Raw genomic sequence first — 25521 nt, forward strand, 5'->3', positions numbered from 1 at the left:
CAGTTCAGGGGATAAACAAATCGTTTACTAGACAAAAAAACTGCTTCGATGCCGCACATCCAAACAGTTTTGTTAATAAGGCAAGCCTCATGATGAGTGAGAATTTGCTTTTTTTATTTTCTTCCTTCTTTCTCTGAATACGTGTCGTAGCCCTTTAAAAAAATGGCCATTAACCATCATTAAAATGCCATCTAACATCGGCATATTGACGATGCCTCCTGTTAATCTTGCAATGCCTCTAAATGGCATATGGTAGATTGACATCATAATAAGATTGGCGGTGTTTCTCTTTCCAATTTTCCATAAGAACCAATGGACAAAAGTAATTGTGTAATATGTTAGGCGTCCAACAACCCCTTTGGCATATTGGCATTGTTCAATCGTATCAGTATACCCTAGTGGTTGATGTCGATCCCATTTAGCTGTTGGAACACTTTTTCCAAGCACCGCCTCAAATTCTTCCTGACTAACATCATTCGCTTGCCCAGAAAAGTATGAAGGTAATTGATCTTTATGATAGGGGAACGGTGCACCTGTTCCTTGAACAAAAATCGTGTCCTTCAGACGGATATCTGCGATTGATGCTCCAATCATAATGTGATAGTCCGCCTCTTCAATTTCCCATTGATTCGTTTCTACATTAAAGTACCGAAAAGCTTTATCATCAAATGGGATCACAACTGTCTTCGTTTCACCAGCATTAATAAAGATCTTTTTAAAGCCTTTCAGTTCTTTTTTTGCACGGAAAATCTCTTTAGACTGACAGCCAACATACAACTGTGCAATCTCCATCCCGGCCACATCCCCGGTATTCGTCAATTCAAATGTGACGCCCTCTCGATCTACCTGGAGATTAGAGTAGTCAAAAGTGGTATAACTAAGTCCATAACCAAAAGGGAAGAGGACATCGATATTCGCTGTATCATAATAGCGATAGCCAATATACATCGCTTCTCGATATTCTACACTCGCTTCATCACCAGGGAAATGGTGATAAGAAGGGGTGTCTTCGTAGCGAAAGGGATATGTTTCAGCCAATTTACCTGAGGGATTCACATCACCGGATAACACTCTTAGAATGGCTCTTGCTCCTGCTTGTCCACCTAAGTAGCCATGTAATAAGCCTTTCACTTTATGAATCCATGGCATTTCTACTGCAGAACCACAAGATAGGATCGCCACGATACTTTGATTCACTTCGTATAAAGCATCTAATAACGCCACCTGATTGGCTGGTATTTTCATGCTTTTTCTATCTAACCCTTCCGCCTCTGTCACCTCATCTAAACCAATATATAGAAAAACAACATCTGCTTTTTTAGCCAATGAACATGCCTTATTGATTAATTCTCTATTCTTCTTTCCATAGCGCTCAAAGCCTTGTTCATATCCGATACTCACAATGCCAGATTCCTCAAAACACGCCATTGTATGATCAAGGATTGTCGGATTTACAATGGAAGAGCCGGCTCCTTGATAACGTGCCTCACTTGCAAAATCGCCAATAACCGCCACTTTTTTTCCAAATTTAAGCGGCAACAAATTATCCTCATTTTTCAACAAGACGATAGATTCTTCCGCGACTTTTTGAGCAACGCGATGATGCCTCTCAATATCAACCTCTTTTTTATACGGTCTTTCAAAGACGTCATTAGTAGAATAAATTAATGTAAGGAGCCTATCTACACATTCATCTAATACTTTCTCTTCAATCTCTCCTGAGTTTACGGCATCGATGATGTCTTGATCAGTTTGTCCTGCTGTTGTTGGCATCTCAAGTTCATTTCCAGCAAGTAAACCTGCAATGCGATCATTACTACCTCCCCAATTGGTAACAACCACACCGTTATAGTGCCACTCTTCTCGGAGTATGTCCTTCATTAAATGTTTGTTTTCATTAGTATATTCACCGTTTAATCGATTGTAAGAGGACATAATCGTCTTTGTCCGTCCCTCTTTAACAGCGATTTCAAAAGCGGTTAAGTAGATTTCTCTCAAGGTTCGTTCATCAACGATCGTGTCAATCGACATACGTCTCTCTTCTTGATTGTTGACGGCGAAATGCTTAACACATGCGGAGATACCATGAGATTGAATACCCCTAATATAACTGGCAGCCATCTTACCAGCATGATACGGGTCTTCACTAAAATACTCAAAATTTCGTCCGCATAATGGATTTCTTTTCATATTAATTCCAGGGCCAAGCAAGACGTGGACCCTTTGTGCAACGGCTTCTTCACCGAGGTAATCTCCGACCTTTTCCCCTAATTCCGTATTCCAGCTATTGGCCACAGTGGAGGCTGTTGGATAACATGTAGCAGGTAGACCTGCATTTAACCCCAATTGGTCTGCTGCTACTTGTTGTCTTCTAATTCCGTGGGGTCCATCGGCAAGAAACATACTATTAATTCCAAGACGTTTAATATCTTTTGTTTGCCAGAAATCTTTTCCTGACATTAAAGATGCTTTTTCTTCTAACGTCATTTGTGCAATTAATTCTTTATATGTCATTTCAATTCCTCATTTAAATTTCAGCGGCACTCCACCCAAGAGACACGTCCGAAAGGCTTATTTTGTATTTTGACATCAGTAGACAAATAGCTATACTTTTTACATCTCTATAGAAAGATTCTACTATAGAATGTCATCATTTTCTAATAGATCTTACGAAAAGTTACATGAAGTAAATTTGATGGCTGAAACTCAAAACATAATGAAAGCAGGGAACTTTACCTTCAGCTCCCTGCTTTCTTCATGACATATAGTTTCCCAAGAGTAGGGCCGCATGTTCTCTCTCAGTATTTGAAGACATCACTTTAAGCCAATACTTAATTAAATCCTACTAGTTTTTGAGAAATTTTATAGGCACCAATAGACACTTTCCGTCCTGCACTCCCTGGAAGATTAATTAAATTCCCCATAATGCCATATTTCAAACGACGATACAAGTGAGTGTCTTTATTTTTGATGTATTTCCACAGTGCCGCTTTTTTCTGGAGGTTTTCCGCCGTTCCAGAACGAATCAATAGAATGGCAGATACCACAGTGACGATCTCTAAATGCCTTAACATGTAGCCTTTTAAATTCGGATTTTTAATCGACTCAAGATCGATTTGTTCGATCATTAACTTATTCACTTTAATCTGCTGGTCAATCCGTTTAATCATAGTCGCCTCTTGAACTGATTGATCTTCTCTTCCAATGAAATACCGATACAAATCAACATTGACATAATAGAGTTTTTTCACATGTTGCAATGGGGCATAAACATAAAGATTATCCACATAAAAAGTATGTTTCGGTAGTTCGAGTCCACTATCAATTAATAATTGTGTTCGATAAATGACTGAGTGCATTAAAATATACTGCCCTTTACGAAAAGGTTTCATGTCATTCCAACTAAAAATAACATCTTGAGGAAGGACGTTATCATATTTCATTATTTTCTTGTATTTAGCATGCTCTTTTTCATAAACGAAATTATTAATGACCATATCGACGATCTTTTCATCCGTACTTAAATATCGTAATGCTTCTAATACCTTCATGTACGCTCTAGTATCAACCCAATCATCACTATCTACCACTTTAAAATACAGTCCAGATGCATGTCTAATTCCCGCATTAACCGCTTCTCCGTGACCACCATTTTTTTGATGTATGGCTCGCACGATAGTAGGGTATTTCAATGCATATTCATTAGCAATAGCCGACGTTTGATCCACAGAACCGTCATTCACAATCAGAATTTCTACGTCCTCTCCTCCAGGCAAAAGAGATTCTATACAATATCTCATATAATCTTGTGAATTATAACAAGGTATCGCGACTGATAATAATTTCATATTCACACTACCTTTACTCGCCCTGCTTTTCAGGCTCTTGTTTAAATATTATTTTAAATATCGGGAAGAACACCCAAAAGGCGATAGCACTGTTTATCGTCATTGTCACCACATCTGCTGCAGTCTCACCAAAGGAGCCCATCCCCCACGTGTTCATCAACAACTCATAAATTGGGGCTTTATAGAACCCTTGAGCAGCGGCAGCACCTATCGTAATAATCACATAAGCTATCAGGTACCAAAAGGCGGCTTTCCAAATGTTACTGTTTGATTTAAATGTAATACTTCTTTGGGCAAAAAAGTTAATAATCTGAGCAATAGCAATGGTGATTTGGACAGCTAAGAAATAAGCTAATCCACCTCCACCTCCTGCTGCCAATGCCCCGGCAGCATAATCAAATACGTAATAGGGACTACCATCGAAATTTTGACCAAATTGTAATACACGAAAGCTTGTATCGACCAATGCCGTTTGTGCAAATATACTTTTAAACAGTGGCATTAAAATGAACTGTAGCACGGTTACACCATTACTCAACAGGAAGAAAACAAGAAATTGAGCAACATTAGGATGCTTCTCTTTATAATTTGTCCAAAACTTGAGTACCCCTGTATGTGTCTTTTTTGTTGTTACTTTTTCTATACTCATTTTACCTCTCCCTTGTCACTTCGGCCACATAAATTATTCACCTTTAGCCAACTTTAGCATTTTACTTCTTTCTCTCAGAAAGTGGCGCGTTCCTTTAAAAAACTGTCCATTGACAATTAACAAGATACCATCAAGCATTGGCATATTGATGACGCCCCCTGTCATTCGTGACACACCTCTAAATGGCATATGATAGACAGACATCATGATAAGATTAGCCAATTCTCGCTTGCCGATTCTCCGTAAAAACCAATGAGCAAAGGAGATTGTTCGATAACTAAATCTCGCAAACCAACCTTTCGCATATTGACACTGCGCAATTGTATCGTTATACCCTAACGGCTTTGTTCTGTCCCACGTGGTTACCGGCACTTCCCCCCCTAATAATGCTTCAAATTCAGCTTCCGTCACGTTATTTGCTTTACCAGAATAATAGGATGGAAGCTTTTCTTTGTCATATGGAAGTGGTGCATGTGTCCCTTCAACAAAAAGAGAATGTTCTAGTCGACAATCCGTACTTGAAGCTCCAACAATAATGGTATAAGTTGCTTCTTCAATTTCCCACTGGTTTGTTTTCACATTAAAATAGCGAAATGTCTTATCATCAAAAGGAATCGTCACGGATTTTGTTTCTCCAGGATTTAAAAATACTTTTGTAAAGCCTTTTAATTCCTTTTTCGGTCTAAAAATAGCGTCAGATTGGCACGTGACATACATTTGGGCAATTTCCATCCCAGCAACATCCCCTGTATTTGACAACGCAAATGTAACACCGTCGTTATCAACTTGAATACCAGAATATTCAAAGGTTGTATAGCTTAGGCCAAATCCGAATGGAAAACGGACATTGACATTTGCCGTGTCATAATAGCGATACCCGATATACATGCTTTCACGATATTCCACACTCACTTCTTTTCCTGGGAAATGATGATAAGCCGGTGTGTCCTCATATCGGAGTGGGTATGTTTCAGCTAGCTTACCAGAAGGGTTTACTTCTCCTGTTAACACTCTAAGAATCGCTTGAGCGCCTGCTTGACCACTTAAATAACCGTGTACTAACCCTTTTACGTTATCGATCCACGGCATTTCGATTGCGGCTCCACTAGAGAGTATGGCGACTATATTCGGATTCACTTGAGCTATCGCCTGTAATAACGCCACTTGGTTTGCCGGCAATGCCATCGTTTGTCTATCAAGCCCCTCCGCTTCTGTCGCTTCGTCTAGACCAATATACAAAAGAACCACATCTGCTTCTTTGGCAAGTTCACACGCTTTCGTGATTTTTTTCTTATTTTTCTTTCCATAACGTTCAAAACCTGGTTCATAGCAAATGTTAACTAACTCAGAAGCATCTAAACTTTCCAGCGTATTATCTAAAATCGTCGGGTTGACAATCGATGAACCTGCTCCCTGATATCTTGGGTTCTTAGCAAAATCGCCTATCGTTACCACTTTCGTCCCTTTTTTTAACGGCAACAAATTCCCTTCATTTTTAAGAAGGACGATGGATTCTTCCGCTACTTCTTGAGCAACTTTATGATGCTCCTTCACATTAAATTCTTCAGAGTACGACTTACTATACACGTCTTCTGTTGTATAAATTAAATCAAGTATCCGATCAACACACTCATCTAATACAGCCTCTTTGATTTTGCCACTTTCAATTGCTTTAATAATGTCTTGATTTGTTTCTCCAGCTGTTGTGGGCATTTCCAATTCATTACCTGCTAGTAATCCTGCCACACGATCGTTACTTCCACCCCAGTCAGTGACAACGACGCCATCAAAATCCCACTCATCTCGTAGAATCTCGCGCATTAAGTGGATGCTTTCATTTGTGTAGGCGCCATTGACCATATTGTACGAGGACATAACCGTCTTTGTTCGGCCTTCTTTAATCGCGATTTCAAAAGCTGTTAAGTAGATTTCTCTTAACGTTCTTTCGTCTACGATGGTGTCAATAGACATACGCCTTTCTTCTTGATTATTCGCCGCAAAGTGTTTCACACATGCTGAAATACCGTGAGATTGAATGCCTTTAATATAACCAGCCGCTAGTTTACCTGTATGGTATGGATCTTCACTAAAGTATTCAAAATTTCTTCCACACAATGGGTCCCTTTTCATGTTAATACCGGGGCCAAGCAAGACGTTTACTTTCTGCGCGACTGCTTCTTCACCGAGATACTGGCCGATTTTCTCTCCTAGTTTTACATTCCAACTATTCGCAACCGTAGCGGCAGTTGGAAAGCATGTTGCTGGAAGACTCTCATTCAACCCTAAATGGTCAGCGGCTTCAGCTTGCTTCCGAATGCCATGGGGGCCATCCGCCAGAAAAATACTATTAATACCTAGCCGTTCTATTTCTTGCGTTGTCCAGAAATCTTTACCTGACATTAAAGACGCTTTTTCTTCTAGTGTCATTTTGTTTATAATCTCTTTGTATTTCATCTACGATGCCTCATTTACAGTTTCAGCGGCACTTCGAGTAAGAAGTACCGCTAACGTATTATTTTTTAAAAACTCTATTAAGCTACTGATACTGATTCTTCGTCTCTTTTTCTACTGCTACGGAAAGTAAAGTAGAAACCTAGAATAATACCTATCCCCACAAGAATATTGATAATGATCGTGTTAATTATCCATTGCGGTGTAGCTGTACTCATATCATCATCGATGGCACTACTATTTGCTATTGTATACATCACATTTTTAGCAGCATCTCTCATTGCCCATAATGTATCATTGCTATCTGTATTCACTTCCGGTACTCCGAATGGGGCAACACCTGTAAGAAGGATATCGTTCCCAGCACGTAGAGCGAGTTCAACATTCATATATGGATAAGCATCAAGAATAAAGAAGTCTGTATTAACAAGCCCTCTAAATCCCCACTCGTTACGCAACACTTCAGTCATAAGACTTCGATCTGCCCCAGCCCATACAGCACCAATACTGTTGAATGAAGACATCATGCCTAATGCGCCACCTTCTTTTACGGCAATCTCAAATGGTTTTAAGTATATTTCACGAATCGCTTGTTCGTCACCCCATGTTAAGACACCATAAGTGCGGTTATCTTCCTGATCATTTAATGCATAGTGTTTCATCACAACAAACCCGCCTTGATTTTGGTAACCTTCTGTCGTTGCTGCCGCCATCTTACCAGACAGATATGGGTCCTCTGAATAGTACTCAAAGTTTCTTCCAGCAAATGCTGTACGATGGATGTTCATGGCAGGACCATACCAACCAGTTACGCCATACGCTTGTGCTTCAGCGCCAATTGCTTCACCCATTGCTTCAGCAAGATCGATGTTCCAAGTTGATGCTAGCATCACTTCTGCGGGGAATGGGATTCCCGATAATGGTGAACCTGAAATGAAATTACTAATCCCTGCTGGCCCATCATAATCAACTGAAGCTGGTTTCCCAACAGAGGCAATCTCAGCTGTTCTATAGCCCCCGTGTATGACAACATCAACTAACTCATCAACCGATAATTGATCAAGTAAGGGCTCCCAACTTTCGTCATCATAGGCTACCTCTTTAAAATCTTGTAACATTAACCCGTTATCTACGCCAGTTGTTGGGGCAGTATCATGCGTGTCAGCCGGTACATCATAACGCTTGCTATTAACCATATCGACAAATTTTTGGTCAACTAATTTACCAACTACTTCTTTCGTACTTCCGTCTTCATCGGTAACTGTAAACATGACATTTTGGTCAATCTCATCAATATTAGCAAAGCCGTCGGCTCGTGAAAGATAGGTGTCGATACTTCCTTCACCAGTCACCTGTTCATCAAATTGATTCACAGCTATTTGCTCGTCAGTAGAACGCCCCGTCTCATCGTATACGATTTCTGAGAGCGTTTGAGAGGCGACATCAGCGATTTTTTCATGAGAATTATTCATCAACATTACCTGATATTCGCCTGCTTCAAGGACATACGCACCGTCAGAACTGAATGCTTTGTTATGGTCATATGCTGCCATATCTTCAACCGCAAATGAGACTGTTACAACCTCTGATTCCCCTGGTTCCAGTTCATCCGTTTTTCCAAATGCTGCTAGGTTTATTGATGAACGTTCAATATTACCTGTGTAGGGTGGCGAGTAATAAAGCTGTACAACTTCTTTACCTGCTACAGCGCCTGTATTTGTCACTTCTACATCAACTGACACCTCAGTATCATTCCATATGACGCTGTCAGCAACTACTTCTTGGTCAAACGTGGTATAGCTTAGTCCATATCCAAATGGATAAAGGACCTTTTCATCATAGTCAATGCTGCCCTCTTCAGCTGCCGTTTCATAATAACGATAGCCAACATAGATACCCTCTGTTAAATCAACATATTTTAAAGGGACTCCTTGATCATCTGAGGCCGTTGAATACGTGCCGTCAGCATTCTCAACCACATAATCAAAGTCACCAAAGTTAGTCGCTGCCGGGGCATCCTGAAGATCATAAGCATAAACATCAACTGTCCTTCCTGAAGGATTTAAATCTCCAACAAGGACTTCACCTAAAGAACCAAAGCCACTTTGTCCTGGTCCTGCAATATTGACAACACTCTTGATTTGGTTATAATCTTCAATCCAATCAAGTTCAAATGTATTTGCACTGTTTACCACAAGAATGATGTTATCAAAGTTCTCCGTGACAGCCTCTAGCATACCGAGTTCTCTATTCGTAAGTTCAAGGTAATGTTTGTTCGGATCTTGATCATCTTCAAAGCCAAACTTTTGACCAGTTGGTCCTTGAGGACTACCATTTGGGTCATACGTATCTTCTCCGAATAAACTTTGTGGCAAGTCAGCTCCTTCACCACCTGAACGCGCAATAAAAAGAACGGCTGTGTCAGAAAATTCTTTCGCCTGATCTATTAATGCATCTGTGTAAAAGTCTTCAGGCTTCGGCTCCGGAATCGTAAAATCTTGACCTTCTATACCTATTTCCGGCCTTTCCAATTCTGTTTCCACATAGGCATTATATAATTCTTCATTAATTTCGATGCCCGCTGCCTCTAACCCAGCTTTAGGTGTAATGGCAGTCGAGGCATCTGTCCCACCGGAACCAGCACCACCGTAAATTGGGTCTGTAAAGCTCCAGCCAAACACGTTTACCTTTGTGCCTTCAACAAATGGTAAAGCGCTTTCTTTGTTTTGTAAAAGAATAATACCCTCATCAGCTATTTTGGCAGCCACTTCTGTTGAGTGTTCACGTGCTGCCACTGCTTCACTACTGGTAATGTCAATCTCACTAAAGTATGCGGTAATAACGTCCGAATAGTAAGCAAGTGCACCGTTTACACCAATGGCTAAAACTAGCAAAAGACTTAATACTGAACTCCAAATAATCCGGAATTTTTTCTTACTCATTTTCTTCTTTCCCATCTCTCTTCCCCCCTGTTAATAAAACGATAACTTGCTGACTTTTGTAATGATTTTAGACAATATAAATAAGTCCCTCCTCCAAAATATAAACCGCTATCATTTCTGAACTAATCATGTAACCGTTTTTATGACAGCAAATTAAGCTTAACCTAAAATATATGAATCGAGTATCAACGAACTGTTAGGGGGGGGTAACTTTTAGTTTGTTATAATAGAAAAAGTCGATTTAGAGGTTTTATAACCTATTAAATCGACTTGGTTTTATCTGTTTTATCCTTTATATACTTTTTGAACAGCACAATCGCCTTTGATTGAATTCCCCTTTTTCTAGACACTAAATAAATATTTTGGGGGATTTTCTCTTTTAATCTAATTATTTTTAAATCCTTCTGCTTTAGTGATGCTTCGACGAAATCTACCGATATAGCAACAAATCCATTTAATTGGCACATGCGATGGGCTGTTATAATGCTTCCAAATTCATGGACAACGTTCGGTGTAAAGCCTCTATCCAAGCATTTAGCCACAAAGATATGATCTTTGCCTTTCCCGACCGACTTAACAACTAAAGGCTCTTCTTTAAGGTCATCAATGGAAATCTCATCTTTGTCTGCTAAACGGTGCTTATGGGAAACGACCACAACCGCTTCTCCTAATGCAAGTAATTCATGTTCGCAGTTCTCTATATCTTCATAATCGTTTACTAACCCAATATCCACATCTTCTTGAAACATTTGATGAAATGATGAGTCATCAGGTAACTCTTTTATTTTTATTTGAATGCCAAGATAACTATCAGAGAACTCATACAACATTTCCACAGGTATTAACGCTGTTGATGAATACGTGACAACAACATTTAGCGTCCCTTTTCTACCGCTTATAATACTGATTTCTTTTTTTAAATCTTCCATCAGATACACGATATGCTGAGATCGTGCATATAGCAATTCACCTGCTTCAGTCGGTTCCATACCACGGGGGCCTCGATCGAATAGTTCAGCCTCTAATTCTAATTCAAGTTGTTTAATCGTTTTACTTAAGCCTTGAGGGGTAATAAATAGTTCTTTAGCCGCAGAGTTGATACTATTCATCTGATAAACCTTGTTAAAATGTTGTAGCGCCTCTATATTCATAGCTTCACCTTTTGTTTCACTCTAATTGTAAATCTAAGTATAGCACTCTATTAAATCTATTTGCAATGGACCCTCTTATTCGATAAGTAGTTGTTTTAGGACATTTTCCCTTGTCCATTTATCCTATTCTTTATTATTCTTGATTACTTTGTTATAATGCTCCCATTAATACTTACCTGTAGCAACCATCCTATATTATCCAAATTAGTAAGGAGATTTATGATGTATGATTATCTCATTGTGGGAGCTGGATTATTCGGCTCAGTCTTTGCCTATGAAGCTAAAAAAAGAGGAAAGAAATGCTTAGTTATTGATAAACGTGCACATATTGGTGGTAATGTTTATACGGAGAAAATTGAAGGAATCAACGTACATAAATATGGGGCACACATCTTTCATACAAATAATAAAGAGATTTGGGACTATGTCAATCAATTCGCGGACTTTAATCGGTATACGAACTCGCCAATCGCTAATTTTAGAGGCGAGATTTATAATCTTCCTTTTAATATGAATACATTTAACACATTATGGGGCACCTCTACCCCTGATGAAGCAAAAGCGAAGATTGAGCAGCAAAAAATGGCTGCTGGCATTACGGAACCGACAAACCTAGAAGAACAAGCGATTTCCCTTGTTGGAACAGATATTTATGAAAAACTCATCAAAGGATACACCGAAAAACAATGGGGAAGGTCAGCAAAAGAATTACCTACCTTTATCATTAAACGGTTACCCGTTCGGTTTACCTACGACAACAATTACTTTAATGATCGTTTTCAAGGCATTCCAATTGGTGGTTATACTGCCATTTTCGAAAAAATGTTAGACGAGATTGATGTTAAATTAAATATTGATTTCTTTAAACAACGCGAAAAGCTAGAACGACTGGCTAACAAAGTTGTTTATACAGGTATGATTGACCAGTATTATGATTACAAATTTGGCGTTTTAGACTATAGAAGCTTACATTTTGAAACAAACGTATTAGATAACACGCCTAATTATCAAGGAAATGCGGTTGTGAACTATACGGATAAAGAAACACCTTATACAAGGATTATCGAACATAAACATTTTGAGTTTGGTACACAAGAAGAAACCGTCATTACGAAAGAGTTCCCATCTGAATGGCAGCCTGGTGACGAACCTTATTATCCAATTAATGACAACAAAAACAATGAGATATTCAAAAAATACAAAGCTTTAGCGGACAATGAATCACGTGTGATCTTTGGGGGCAGATTGGCCAACTACAAATACTTTGATATGCATCAAGTCATCGGAGCTGCCTTAACTAAAGTCGAAAAAGAATTTCCTTCATAAATAGTCATGACACCATCGTCGATTGACATGGTGTCTTTTTTCTCGCCAAAAAATTTTTTACAGATAACTGTCCGTAAAACTCCCGCCTGAAAATAGAGAGCAAAGATAAATCTATTTAGACTGGAGATAGCGGACGCTAATGTCCTTATTCACTAAACGTTCACTGGTCGAAGGTTCGTTTTATAAAAGATCGTTTTTGAGCAAGTGTCCTGCTAGATGATCTGCTCAAAGGGAGAAAATAAAGAATTTGGTAGCGTTAATTTTGTTGCGGCATAAAAAGGCACCTCCTATATACATTTATGGAGGCGCTGCGTGTTAGTAGGCGTTATTTGATGAAGCAATGACTATCTTCTTTTTCAAGGTGAAATCTCAAACCTCAATATCCCATTTTTCTATACGCGAAATGTGGATATCACCTTCAGCACACATGGCGATGCCATCTGATTTTTTAGTTGGGTAGATTGTTGAAGTCAGCGTATATTCCCCTTCATTGACAAACACTTCTACAGAAGCACGATCAAAATAAATCTCTAACTTTAAATGATGATTTTGCGGATTCAATTGAATAGCCCTTTGATAAACAGGCTCCGGTTCTTTTCCAATCAACGCCACACCACTTTGCTTACGATCCACCTTTAATAGACCAGAGTGACAATCATAGCTCAAAATCGTTTTCTCGTTCTCGTAACTTCTTAATTCTAAGTCAAAATGCTGCCCTTTTGCTACATCTATATCCAGTTCTAGTACGCCTACCTCACAGGAAAGTTCTGAAAGGTCTTTTTTCTCGTTTGATAATATTATGTCAGACATTTTGTGGTTGTTCGTGTAGTATTTTTTCACTTCTGGAATCGGCCTTTGATAAAGGTGATTGTTTTTAATGACGAGCTCTCTAGGTAATGTCATCGCACCTGCCCAACCATGCCCCTCTGTATGAGTCGGAATGTTTCTACCCCACATTTGCATCCAGGAAATCATGATTCGGCGATTCTTATTGTCACTAATCGTTTGTGGTGCATAAAAATCCATACCATAATCTAACTCTTCGACGACCTCTTTATTAAAAATCCCTTTCTCCCAATCCATTTTTCCGATGATAGAAAGAACAGAATGTGTATTCGTGAAATTGTTCTCTTTTGTGGGTAATCCTTCGACAGAAATGATCAAGACATCTTTCCCATTTAATTCAAAAAGATCTGGGCACTCCCACATCGGCCCTTCATCCTTTTCTCCTTTCAGTAAAACTGAAACAAACTCCCAATCTAGTAAATCCTTTGATTTGTAAAGAAGAATCTGTCCGCCACCTTCTTTTGATTTTGAGGCGATTAAAGAATAATAGCATTCCCCATGTTTGAGTACTTTAGGATCCCTGAAATCTTGTGGTTTGGCATTATCCGGGAGGTCCTCTTCTGAAATAACAGGGTTTTGCTCTACTTTCTCAAAATGTATGCCGTCATCGGAAACAGCCATACACTGCACTTGCCTCACATCTTCTGGTCTTCTTCCTTCTATATGTCCTGTATACATGAGATACATTTTCCCATCTTTTTCAATGGCTGTCCCGGAAAAACAACCATCCTTATCATAGGTTTGATCAGGTGCTAAAGCCACTGGCGCGTTCTCCCAATTAATTAAATCTTTACTTTTCACGTGCCCCCAGTGCATTGGTCCCCATTGTGTTTTATATGGATAGTATTGATAAAATAAATGGTACTCCCCTTTAAAGTAAATAAAACCATTTGGATCATTAATCCATCCAACAGGTGCCATGACATGATAGGTATGTCGATAGTAATTGTTTACTTGGTTACTTGTCGTTTTTATATACGTGTTTGCTTCTTCTAATGAGTACATGCCGTTATCTTCTCCTTTATTGTTCACCCTATTTTATCCCTGTTCCAGAGCCACCAAGACCTTGTAATATATACTTTTGTGCCACAATATAAACGATTATCAACGGAATAGTCGAGATCGTTAGAATGGCCATGACTTGATTCGTATAAACAGGTTGTGTCGTATTAATATTCGTAATCGCTACTTGTAATGGAAACATACTTGTATCTGTTAAGACCATCAAGGGCCATAAATAGTCATTCCAACTAGCGATAAATGATAGCGTCCCCACTGTGGCGATTGCCGGTTTGGACATAGGTAACATTATTCTCCAAAATATTGTCCAATAATTGGCCCCATCTAATTTCACCGACTCAATGACTTCATCTGGTACTGCTTTAAAGAAGTTTCTAAACAAATAGATGAAGAACATGTTAGCTATCATTGGTAAGACAACCGCTAATCTTGTATTTAAGATACCTAATGTGTGTGCAACCGTGAATTGCGTAATAATAATCGTTTCCAATGGGACAATTAACAACACTAGTAATAAGGCAAACAGAAATTTTTTTCCGCTAAATTCAAACTTTGCAAATGCATAACCCGCCATCGCATTCACTACGATCGATCCACCTGTTATGACAACAGCGTAAGTGACACTATTGAATACATATTGAAGAATATCAAACCTTGAAAATAGTTCTTTATATGTGATGAACCATTGCGATGGGTCCATGGAAGGGAGGAAGGCCTTAATACTATTCATGTCCAAATAAATATGTGATTCTGGTTTCATAGAGGAAACAATCATCCATAACAAAGGAAAGATAAAAAGACAGGCTAATAAAATAAGAAAGATATACTCTACAATTTTTTTACCTTGTCTGCTCATTAGATGTCATCCTCCTTTGTTACTTTGCTTTGAATGAGTGTGACGATGCCAATTAAAATGCCAAATATCACCGTCATAGCACTTGCATATCCAATCATTCGATCAGAAAAACCAGTTTGATAAATATAATATACAGGTGTGATAGTTGAGTTCATTGGGCCACCTTGTGTCATAACCATCGGTTGAATAATTAATTTAAACGCTGCGATTAATGTTGTAATCATGATTAGGATCGAAGTAGGCTTAAGTAGTGGCATTGTAATATGAATGAACCTTTGCCACTTATTCACACCATCAATATCAGCAGCCTCATAAACAGTATTCGGAATATTTTGCAGACCAGCTAAAAAGATTAACATTTGGTACCCTGCACCTTGCCATGCGGACACAAACACAATCGTGTAAATCGCTTGATTAGGACTACTTAAAAAGGGCTGAGGATTCAAGCCAATGTTAACGAGTACATTATTCACCAACCCTTCGGATGGATTTAACAAGTACAGCCATAATACAGATATCACAACTAAAGATAAGACCACTGGAGAAAAAAATGCCACTTTAAAAAATATATTTCCCTTTCTTTGTTTGTTAATTAATAATGCTAACCCTAATGCTGATCCTACTTGAATAGGGATAACACACGTGACAAAGATGAGGATATTCTTCAAACTTTGCTTAAAGATCGGGTCTTTGAAGATTTCAATGAAATTGTCTAATCCGACGAACTGCCTTCTATCTGGTGTTAACAAATAGTAATCTGTAAAAGCATAGTAAATCGCTAGTACTGCAGGTATGATCAAAAAGAGACCCAACAAAATTAATGTCGGTGCTAAAAAACTATAAGCTGCAACATTCTCCCTTTTATTTATATTCATATCCATTAGCTCCTTTAAATCTTCCGGTTTAGAGAAGTGAACCAACTAAACCGGAACTACCCTCTTTTAATTCAAGACATTTTCCATTTGCTGAACTTTTTCATTCAATAATGCCTGAATATCATTGTTTTCCTCATAGTACGTAACATCACTAATTGTTTGCTGGAAGATACGGCTAATTTGTGGGTACTGGGATAATACTGGACGTGCATGTGCAGATGCTGCATTCTGTTCGATTAAAATGTTCATTTCATCCGATACTTCTCCTTGTACTTCTTCTATTACTGAGTAAGCAGCTGGAAGAACGCTATTTGCTAGTGTAATTTCGGTTAAGGATTCTGTTGACATCATGAAGTCGATTAAAGCACCTGCTGCTTCTTCCTTATCGGTTGTGGCAGACATGGCATACTGCCAACTTCCTGAGGGAGAAACAAGTTCATCTGTATCAGGTGAGGTTGGATACGGCATAATACCATACGCCACATCTGGATATTCTTCCATTTCTGCAATTGTCCATGAACCTCCTAGCTTCATCGCATACTCTTCAGTGTGGAATCCTTTTTCAACTGGGGTAATCGTGCTATAACCTTCTTCAATCATCGTTTGAATGAAAGTTAACGTTTTAACAGCATTTTCATCATTAAAAACACCTTCTGCCGTGGAACCATCTTCTGAAACAATATTTCCTCCTTGTGACCACAAAAACGGGGAAAACGCATACATTAACCATTCACTTTGATCATTAAAACCCATGTCAATTGCCGGTTTATCGTATTTAGTTACTAGTGTTTCATTTAACGCCATGAATTGATCCCAGTCCCAAGGCTCCTCTACTGTTGGTAATGTCGATAAATCTACACCTGCCTCTTCAAACATCTCCTTATTATAAAAAATGCCCACACCAGATTCAGAAAAACCAACTGCATATAATTTTTCATCATATGTTCCTTGCTGAATGATACTCGGAAGCAAATCATCTTTGTTCGTGATATACTCATCAATCGCTGCGATCATACCTGCCTCCGCATAAGCAGCGGTATTCGGCCCATCTAATGTCAAAACGTCTGGTAATGAATTTGTCGTTAAAGCAGCGTTTATTTTATCTTCATATCCGCCACCACTTTCACTTCTAGGAATAAACTCAATGTCTGCTGAATACGTTCCTTCATACTCTTGGTTAAATCGATCAACAATCGCTTGCATCGCTTTTCCTTCAGGAGTTTCATCAGAAGTATGAACCCAAAGAGACACCGCATTATTATCCTTGCTGCCGGCCCCATCTCCACCACACGCTGTAATAATTAAAGTCATAAGTGCCCATGCAACGAGTACAACCATTCTTTTCATTTCTAACTCCTCCTCGTCTTCAAATGTAAACGTATACATTTGAAGTGTATGTTATCCGGTTTCATATGTCAACCGGTTGACATAAATTCATAAAAAAATTTATTTTTTATGAATTTATTTATTTTGATCAAGTTGTTTCAGCATCAATTAACCTTACTGGGAGTATAGTGTGCTGTTGAATATCCTCTCTCTCACCATCAATTTGTTTAATAAGAATATCGACGCATTTTTCTGCAATGTCTTTAATAGGTTGTTCAATCGTACTTAATTCAGGTAACAGTATTCTGGTGGTTTGTGTGCCATCATACCCGATTAACTTAAGATCGTTTGGAATGCTAATATTTCTCTTTCTAGACTCTCTCATAACATTTGCGGCAATGAGGTCATCACTTGCAAAAATACCATCTACCTCGGGATGATCATCAAATAATCGTTTTATCACTTCTTCATTATCTCTCGTCGTTTCGTAAGTTATCGGAGTTAATTGATTATCTCGCATAACTTTCTCATAAGCTTCTCTTCTCAAGTTAGCTGGCGTTTCTAAATCAATCGGGCCGTTTATATGGATAATATTTTTGCATCCTTTATCTATTAGTAATTGGGACGCTAATCTCCCACCGTCATAGTTATCACTAGATACTACTGGCGTGTTTTTAGAGAGATAGCGGTCAAACCCTACTACGGGAAGGTTTGGAATATCGTATTCCTCAATTCCTCTGTTGTGCGCACCTGCGATAACCCCATCCACTTGATTTCGCTGAAGCATTTGTAAATAACTTTTCTCTTTATCTTCACGTCCCTGACTATTACATAATAAAACTTTATATCCTAGGGAGTTCGCATAGTTTTCTAAATGGAAGATCAATTGGCCATAAAATGGATTACTCGTGGTGGGAAAAATAACCCCAATTAAAAAAGTCTTTTTTATATATAAAGACCTCGCGATATCATTAGGATAATAATTGATCTTCTCCATTGCTTCATGGACCTTTTCTCTCGTTTCTTTACCAATATATCCTCGATTATTTAGCACTCTTGAAACCGTTGTTGGTGATACACCAGCAACTTTGGCTACATCTGAAATTTTCGGCTTCACAATAAATTCCCCTATCATTTAAAATCACTATTTAAGCACTCACGTGTCATCACAGTATTTGTAAGCGTTATAATTGATAATATATTACCATAAAATGAGGTATGAATAAAATAATATTAAGGAGCTCGTGTTCGAATTTTTATTTATTCTGGTATACCTTTGTTTTTGTCACAAATCAGAAAAATTGCAGCGTGGTGTATAAGATGACTATAAAAGTCACTATTAAAGATCACCAATACTAATTATTTTAAAAATAATTGCACGAGAACTAAGCCCTTCTGTTACCTCTCATATATGGGATACTTAAGCTGCGATGGCACCTTATCTATGGCCACTGATTACATGTTGAAAAATAGTGATTAAGCTGAACAGATAAAGACATACTAAAACACATATAGCTACTAAAGATTATCTCCTAACGAGAGGATTCACTTAAACTTACTCAAGTTATTTAGGATAAACAATATAAAGGGGGAAGCAATTGTGAAAAAAATGCTTGTAGGCGTATCATTATCTACTTTTCTAATTGTAGCGGCTTGCGGAGTTGGAAATGAAGGTGCTGATGGGGATAACAACGTCAATAATGAAGTAGAAAACGAACAAAACAATGTTAATGATGGAAATGAAGCCGAAAATGCCGCTGATGAGATTGCAGAAGGTGCTTGGGAAACAGAAGTAGGTGAAACAGTGGAGACAGAAGCAGGGACATTTACCCTTCATGCGAGAGCCGATGATATCGAGACGATCGAAACGGGCCCAATCGTCATGGAAATTGAACAACTTAACGCCCAGTCCGGTGAGTTATCAGACGAGATGGTAGAGATTTTGGACACTGAAGAACTTCATATGATTCAGCTTGATCTCACTGTGGAGAACACGGCAGATGAAGACATTATGTTCTATTCTGGACAAGCGACTATTGCCACATCAACTGGTGAGCAACTAGAATCTGACATGTGGCTATCAGATTATATTGATGGCGAGATGATGGCCGGAACGAAAGCAAACGGAACTTTTTTCTTTGTGCTTGAAAATTCAGATGCAGCAGATGTTGAAAGTGTCCGCTTAACATGGAATGCGCCACTAGATGAAGATTGGGAAAATGTTGGTGAAGATGTGGATATTGAAGTGGCGTTTTAAGAAGGCTCCACACAAAAGGATACTTAAAAATAGGGCAGCGTGGCCTGTTTATAAATGAATTCCATAACTACGCAGAAGTTTATAGATCTGTTACTAATTGAAGACAAAAAAGGACACTTTCGAGACTGTGAGGTCACCGAACGAAAGCGTCCTTTCTGCATTTCCCATACAAAACTAATATCAACAACTAGAACCAATTAATCGGTTCAGGTTTGAGGTTTTGGAAAATATGCTTTGTTTCTGTATATTCTTCAATACCTAGTTTTCCTAGTTCACGTCCAATTCCAGATTGCTTAAAACCACCCCATGGAGCATGTGGGAAGTATAAGTTAAATTCATTGATCCAAACCGTTCCCATACGCATCTTGGCGACACAACGTTCAGCTTTTGCAATATCGCTCGTCCAAACGCCACCAGCTAGCCCGTAAATAGAGTCATTGGCAAGTTTGACTGCTTCCTCTTCGGTACGGAATTTCTCGACCGTGATAACAGGTCCAAAAGCTTCCTCTTGAACTATCTTCATATCTGTCGTACAGTCCGTAAAAATAGTAGGCAAGTAGAAAAAACCTTTTTGAAGGTCCGAATTTTCTGGACGGTGACCACCCACTGCTAATGTCGCCCCTTCTTTCACACCTGTTTCAACATATTTCTCGACTTTTGCAAGGTGATCAGCTGAAATGAGTGGCCCCATTTGGGTCTCTTCGTCAAATCCGCTTCCTAGTTTAAACTTTTTCACTCGCTCTACAAGTGCGCTAACGAACTTATCGTGAATACTTTCTTCAACAATCAGTCTTGTACCAGCAGAACAGATTTGTCCTGCGTGGAAGAATACCCCGTTTAAAGCTTGATCTACAGCTATGTCAAAATCGGCATCTGCAAAAATGATGTTAGGGTTTTTGCCACCGAGTTCAAGGGCAAGCTTTTTCACGTTAACGCTTGCTGCTTGCATAATTTTCTTCCCAGTTACAATGCCGCCAGTAAAGGAAATAAGGTCAACATCACCATTGCTCGCTAGTTCGGCACCAACAGTTTGGCCAGCACCAAGTACTAGGTTTGCAACACCGGCAGGCACTCCTGCCTCTTCTATCAGTTCAAATACTTTAATAGTCGTAAGTGGGGTAATTTCACTTGGCTTCATGATTAACGTGTTTCCCGTGGCAAGAGCTGGTGCTAGTTTCCAAGATGCTTGTAATAATGGATAATTCCACGGTGTAATTTGCCCACAAACGCCAACAGGTTCACGAACGACCCGACTGATACCATTTGGCACTGGAGAATCAATCAGTTCTCCGCCATCTTTGTCGGCAAGTTCAGCATAATAGCGAAATACGCCAGCGATATCATCCATGTCGCCTCGGCTTTCTTCGACTGTTTTACCAGTATCTAACGATTCTAATCTGGCAAGTTCTTCTTTATCTCTCTCAATTAATTCAGCGATTTTTCTTACGATAGCCCCCCGCTCTGTCGCTGGGGTTGAAGACCATTCACCGTTATCAAAGGCTTCTCTTGCTGCAGTGATCGCTGCTTTCGCATCTTGATCGTTACCTTCTGGAACAGTGGCAATCACTTCCTGGTTAAATGGATTTATAATATCGCGTGTTTCGCCTGAAATCGCCGTCACCCATTCACCATTAATGTATTGTTGTTTTAGACTCACATCTATCAACTCCAATTTTTTAATAATGTTTTAGCAAAAAAGAGAAGGCACTCTTTCATAACATGTTTGTTTCAGTGATCACACATGTTGAAGGAGGCCTAAAAATTGGTTAGATTAACCTTTTATTGTGCCTGCATCGGCTGAATGTACCCCATGACGGTAAAAATCAGCATGAATAGGTGCAAGTGGTTCGCGTCCAAGGATAAGATCCGCTGCTTTTTCTGCCAACATTAACACAGGTGCATGGATATTACCATTTGTGACATAAGGCATAGCAGACGCATCAGCGACACGTACATTTTCAAGCCCGTGCACCTTCATCGTTTCTGGATCTACGACAGCCATCGGGTCTGAAGCTGGTCCCATTTTTGCTGTGCACGACGGATGAAGAGCTGTCTCCGCATCTTTCGCCACCCAATCCAAAATTTCCTCATCCGTTTTAACAGATGAACCAGGGGAAATTTCGCCTGAATTGTAAGGAGCCATTGCTGGCTGAGACATAATTTCTCTAGAAATGCGTACCGCTTCAATCCACTCACGTCGATCCTGTTCTGTTGAAAGATAATTATAGACCATACTCGGATGCTCTTTAGGATTTTTCGAACGAATCTTTAATGATCCCCGTGCATCAGAATACATAGGTCCCACATGGACTTGAAAGCCATGTGCAGTATCTGCTTTTTGTCCATCATACCGAACCGCTACTGGAAGGAAGTGGAACATTAAATTTGGATATTTCACATCTTCATTTGAGCGGACAAATCCTCCACCCTCAAAATGGTTGGTTGCCGCTGGACCTTTTCGGCCAAGTAACCACTGTAACCCAATCCAAGGCATCCGCAACTTATTTAAGTTAGGTTGTTCAGATACCGGTTTTGGACAAGAGTATTGAATATATGCTTCAAGATGATCTTGAAGGTTTTCACCGACACCAGGAAGATCAACGACCGGATTAATTCCAAGTGAGCGTAAGTGTTCTGCATCACCCACACCTGATAATTGCAAGAGCTGTGGTGTATTGATGGCACCACCTGCAAGGATCACTTCACCTGCATTAACTTGATGCGTTTTTCCGTTTCGGTGATACGTCACCCCTGTAGCACGGTTACCATCAAAATCGATACTTGCAACGAAAGCACGGGTTTGCACAGTAAGGTTTTGACGCTTCATTGCTGGGTGTAAATATGCTCGCGAAGCTGACAAACGTCTGCCTTTGTATACATGCTTATCAAACGGACCGAATCCTTCTTGACGGAACCCGTTTACATCTGGGGTCCGTGAGTAACCAGCTTCTACAGCTGCGTCAAAGAATGCTTGGAACAAAGGATTTTTTGCTGGACCGCGTTCTAATTTAAGCGGACCATCATGGCCACGATAGTCATCATCTGGATCGGCGGCTAACGCATTTTCCAAACGTTTAAAATATGGGAGACAGTGAGCAAAATCCCATTTTTCCATACCTGGATCAGCTCCCCAACGTTCATAATCCAATGGATTACCACGCTGATAAATCATACCGTTGATTGAGCTTGAACCTCCCAGTACTTTTCCACGAGCATGCTTGACACGTCGGCCATTCATATGAGGTTCAGGATCAGATTCATATTTCCAATCATACAACGATTTTCCTGCAGGAAATGGCAAAGCTGCTGGCATTTGAATTAATAGATCCCATGAAAAATCACTACGCCCTGCCTCTAGAACTAGGACATTGCGTGTACCATCTGCACTTAGGCGATCACCGAGTACAGAACCGGCACTACCGCCACCAATAATAACAAAGTCATATGTTTTAGTCATTTTCTAGACCTCCTTGATATTAAACATTGAATGAAGTGATAAAACCTTCAATCAGTAGGGGTTTTCGTTCCTCTCCCACTGATTGGTCGTATTGAAAACGAGTTATAGTTTAATAGTTATTAATGACATATCATTAACTCATTTTGTGACTTACAATCGAGGAAATAATAAACGTTTTTTAGTTTCTTATACTCTTTTATTCTAGATTTGCCTATCAGGGATCAAAGCCAGACGGTTTATAATGATACAAAAAAATAACTATAATAGCTTTTCACACTTGCCGTAATGTCCCGTTCCTTCCCCTCATGCATTAACCTATTACTTCATTTTTGTGTTTTGTTAAGAAATAATTTAACATTTTTAACGTTTTTAATTTAACATAGGATGTTTCTTTTGTAAACCGTAACTATCTTATGAAACTATTTATCTTATAAGGGATATGACGTAACGATTGCGTACTATTAAGCGAACCACGGATCGTTATACATATTGTAAAAAAACTAAAAAAGCTTCCCAAAAGTTTTACAACCCTTTGAGAGGCTTTTGATTGTCTATTGATGACTAGCTTCCTTAAATTCTTTTCATACAACACCTTAAACATTGAGGAATGAATGACCTAAAAAACATTCATTTCTTGCAAAAGAGGCTGGGACAAAACAAGGTAAATAAAAAATAGAGAGGCACTCCTCCCAATAAGTCTGGGTGGTGTCTCTCTTTCCTTTTTATGCTCTGCTAAACTTTGTTGTTGATTTCCGCTACAGGATGCTCGCTTGCCTCGGGCATTGCCTCAGCTTCCGCGGGAAAACCGCCCTGCGGGATCTTCGCCGAATGCTTTTCCCGAAGGCGTCTCGCCCCTTTCGCTACAATCATCTAATTTGTTGAAACCTAAAGGACACCTTCTGGTAAAACCAAACAATAACTTACCGGGGGTGTCCTTATGTTTAAATATTATAACCAAACATCTTATTTTGATGATCGGACCCTCTCTACAATTACTTCTTAGCTAGATTTGTCCCAGCCTCTAATAATACGAATTAAAATCTCTGATGAACGTCTCTTACATTGTACTAGTATCAATGACAAAACGATACCTTACATCAGAAGCTAATACCCGTTCATATGCTTTATCTATTTGATCAGCTGAAATGACTTCAATGTTAGGCATAATATCATGTGCTGCACAAAAATCTAACATTTCTTGAGTCTCACGTATCCCACCTATCATGGAACCTGCAAATGATCGCCGATGAGGGATGAGCGTGAACACATTGACGGATAAGGGTTCTGCCGGGGCACCAACGTTTACTAAAGTACCATCTAACGCCAATAAAGAGAAATAAGCATTAATGTCAATATTGGCACTCACCGTATTGATAATCAAGTCAAAGGAACCAGCTAGTTTAGTAAATGTCTCTGGATTACTTGTAGCATAATAGTGATGAGCACCAAACGTCAGACCATCTTCTTTTTTCTTCAACGATTGAGAGAGAACGGTCACTTCTGCCCCCATGGCATGTGCAATCTTGACAGCCATATGGCCAAGTCCTCCCATACCAACAACCGCTACTTTCTTACCTGGTCCTGCCTCCCAATGGTTAAGGGGTGAATAGGTCGTTATTCCTGCACATAGTAAGGGTGCCGCTGCATCAAGGGGAAGATTATCTGGGATACTAACGACAAAGTCTTCCGTTACCACGATATGTGTAGAATAGCCGCCTTGTGTTGGCTCACCATATTTGTCAACACCAGCATACGTAGGGACATGCCCTTTAAGACAGTATTGCTCCTCATCTTTACTGCAATTCACACATTCACCACAGGAGTCAACCATACAACCGACCCCTACCCGGTCTCCCACTTTGTATTTTGTTACCTCCTGTCCAACATCCGTCACAACTCCTGCAATCTCATGCCCTGGCACAAGAGGATAGGTCACTTCACCCCAGTCACCATGTGCAATATGGATGTCAGAATGGCAAATGCCTGCATATTTAATTTCAATTAAAACATCCTGTGCATCAAGATCGCGTCGTTTAATTTCAGCAGCTCGAAAACCTTTGTCCGGACCATCAACAGCTCTTGCTTTAACAGTTATCATAGAACCAACCTCCAACTGAGTTATATTTTACGAGAGTTAGGAAAGATGATAGTTCGGAGCGAAATGATGACTTGAAATAAGATTCTCCTTTATTCATCTCACACCCTTCTCTCTCTTATAACCCCATCATATTCCTAATGGTTAACTCTAAGTCAAGGGAAGTGTCTTGATTACTTAAAATTTTCTAAAGAAACAAGTTCATATTACCAATTCAAAATAAGGTATCAAGTTGGAGTAATAAATGTGACCTTCTCTTCAGGCTGCATTTAATCCTCAGTGAGTCGTCTTACGTTTCAGTCACTTTTCAACTTAAAAGTCATCGCCAGCAGACACACTTTTAAGAGTACAGAACAATCTAGACTATATAATGCCCATGCCTTAAAACGAGACAAAGCTCTCACATAACAATAGCCATACAT

The 25521-nt window shown here is 39.3% G+C and carries 16 protein-coding genes; 2 read left to right on the plus strand and 14 right to left on the minus strand.

Annotated features, from left to right (window positions below; genetic code table 11):
- Positions 1-87 precede the first annotated feature (87 nt).
- The 6 genes from BK581_RS09525 to BK581_RS09550 form a co-directional block, all read right to left on the minus strand.
- Positions 88-2514: a beta-glucosidase family protein gene (locus tag BK581_RS09525; RefSeq protein ID WP_078577956.1), complete on the minus strand. Its 2427-nt coding sequence runs from the start codon at positions 2512-2514 to the stop codon at positions 88-90.
- Positions 2515-2831: 317 nt separating this feature from the next.
- On the minus strand, positions 2832-3848 hold the full coding sequence (locus BK581_RS09530) for a glycosyltransferase family 2 protein (RefSeq protein ID WP_078577957.1): 1017 nt from the start codon (positions 3846-3848) through the stop codon (positions 2832-2834).
- Positions 3849-3861: 13 nt separating this feature from the next.
- Positions 3862-4497, minus strand: coding sequence for a hypothetical protein (locus BK581_RS09535; protein ID WP_078577958.1), 636 nt, complete (start codon positions 4495-4497; stop codon positions 3862-3864).
- A 33-nt stretch (positions 4498-4530) separates the two neighbouring features.
- Positions 4531-6951, minus strand: coding sequence for a beta-glucosidase (locus tag BK581_RS09540; RefSeq protein WP_078577959.1), 2421 nt, complete (start codon positions 6949-6951; stop codon positions 4531-4533).
- 77 nt (positions 6952-7028) lie between these two features.
- Positions 7029-9905: a glycoside hydrolase family 3 N-terminal domain-containing protein gene (locus BK581_RS09545; RefSeq protein ID WP_078577960.1), complete on the minus strand. Its 2877-nt coding sequence runs from the start codon at positions 9903-9905 to the stop codon at positions 7029-7031.
- 245 nt (positions 9906-10150) lie between these two features.
- Positions 10151-11041 carry a LysR family transcriptional regulator gene (locus BK581_RS09550; RefSeq protein WP_078577961.1) on the minus strand — a complete coding sequence of 297 codons (891 nt, stop codon included), beginning with the start codon at positions 11039-11041 and terminating at the stop codon, positions 10151-10153.
- 222 nt (positions 11042-11263) lie between these two features.
- Between BK581_RS09550 and glf the strand changes: the two genes are divergently transcribed.
- Entirely contained in the window at positions 11264-12367 is a 1104-nt protein-coding gene (glf, locus tag BK581_RS09555; RefSeq protein WP_078577962.1) for a UDP-galactopyranose mutase, read from the plus strand.
- Positions 12368-12736: 369 nt separating this feature from the next.
- On the opposite strand, the gene BK581_RS09560 is transcribed toward glf, so the two are convergent.
- The 5 genes from BK581_RS09560 to BK581_RS09580 all read right to left on the minus strand — a co-directional run bounded on the left by BK581_RS09560 (position 12737) and on the right by BK581_RS09580 (position 18407).
- Positions 12737-14245 (minus strand): glycoside hydrolase family 32 protein, encoded by a 1509-nt coding sequence (locus BK581_RS09560; protein ID WP_211273955.1) that lies wholly within the window; start codon positions 14243-14245, stop codon positions 12737-12739.
- A 1-nt stretch (position 14246) separates the two neighbouring features.
- A complete protein-coding gene (locus tag BK581_RS09565; RefSeq protein WP_078577964.1) occupies positions 14247-15089 on the minus strand; it encodes a carbohydrate ABC transporter permease in 843 nt (280 codons plus the stop codon).
- Positions 15089-15964: a carbohydrate ABC transporter permease gene (locus BK581_RS09570; protein WP_078577965.1), complete on the minus strand. Its 876-nt coding sequence runs from the start codon at positions 15962-15964 to the stop codon at positions 15089-15091. The genes BK581_RS09565 and BK581_RS09570 overlap by 1 nt, the downstream gene beginning before the upstream one ends.
- A 66-nt stretch (positions 15965-16030) precedes the next feature.
- On the minus strand, positions 16031-17311 hold the full coding sequence (locus BK581_RS09575) for an ABC transporter substrate-binding protein (protein WP_078577966.1): 1281 nt from the start codon (positions 17309-17311) through the stop codon (positions 16031-16033).
- 127 nt (positions 17312-17438) lie between these two features.
- Positions 17439-18407: a LacI family DNA-binding transcriptional regulator gene (locus BK581_RS09580; RefSeq protein ID WP_078577967.1), complete on the minus strand. Its 969-nt coding sequence runs from the start codon at positions 18405-18407 to the stop codon at positions 17439-17441.
- A gap of 483 nt (positions 18408-18890) precedes the next feature.
- On the opposite strand from BK581_RS09580, the gene BK581_RS09585 reads away from it, so the two are divergent.
- Positions 18891-19547 carry a hypothetical protein gene (locus BK581_RS09585; RefSeq protein WP_078577968.1) on the plus strand — a complete coding sequence of 219 codons (657 nt, stop codon included), beginning with the start codon at positions 18891-18893 and terminating at the stop codon, positions 19545-19547.
- A gap of 187 nt (positions 19548-19734) precedes the next feature.
- On the opposite strand, the gene betB is transcribed toward BK581_RS09585, so the two are convergent.
- From betB to BK581_RS09600, 3 genes are all read right to left on the minus strand, one after another.
- Positions 19735-21204, minus strand: coding sequence for a betaine-aldehyde dehydrogenase (gene betB / locus BK581_RS09590; protein ID WP_078577969.1), 1470 nt, complete (start codon positions 21202-21204; stop codon positions 19735-19737).
- Between the two features lie 114 nt (positions 21205-21318).
- Positions 21319-23004: a choline dehydrogenase gene (betA, locus tag BK581_RS09595; protein ID WP_078577970.1), complete on the minus strand. Its 1686-nt coding sequence runs from the start codon at positions 23002-23004 to the stop codon at positions 21319-21321.
- Positions 23005-24061: 1057 nt separating this feature from the next.
- Complete coding sequence (locus BK581_RS09600; RefSeq protein ID WP_078577971.1) at positions 24062-25102, minus strand: NAD(P)-dependent alcohol dehydrogenase; 1041 nt, start codon at positions 25100-25102, stop codon at positions 24062-24064.
- Positions 25103-25521 lie beyond the last annotated feature (419 nt).

Source organism: Salipaludibacillus agaradhaerens (genome assembly GCF_002019735.1).
Classification (GTDB): Bacteria; Bacillota; Bacilli; order Bacillales; family Salisediminibacteriaceae; genus Salipaludibacillus; species Salipaludibacillus agaradhaerens.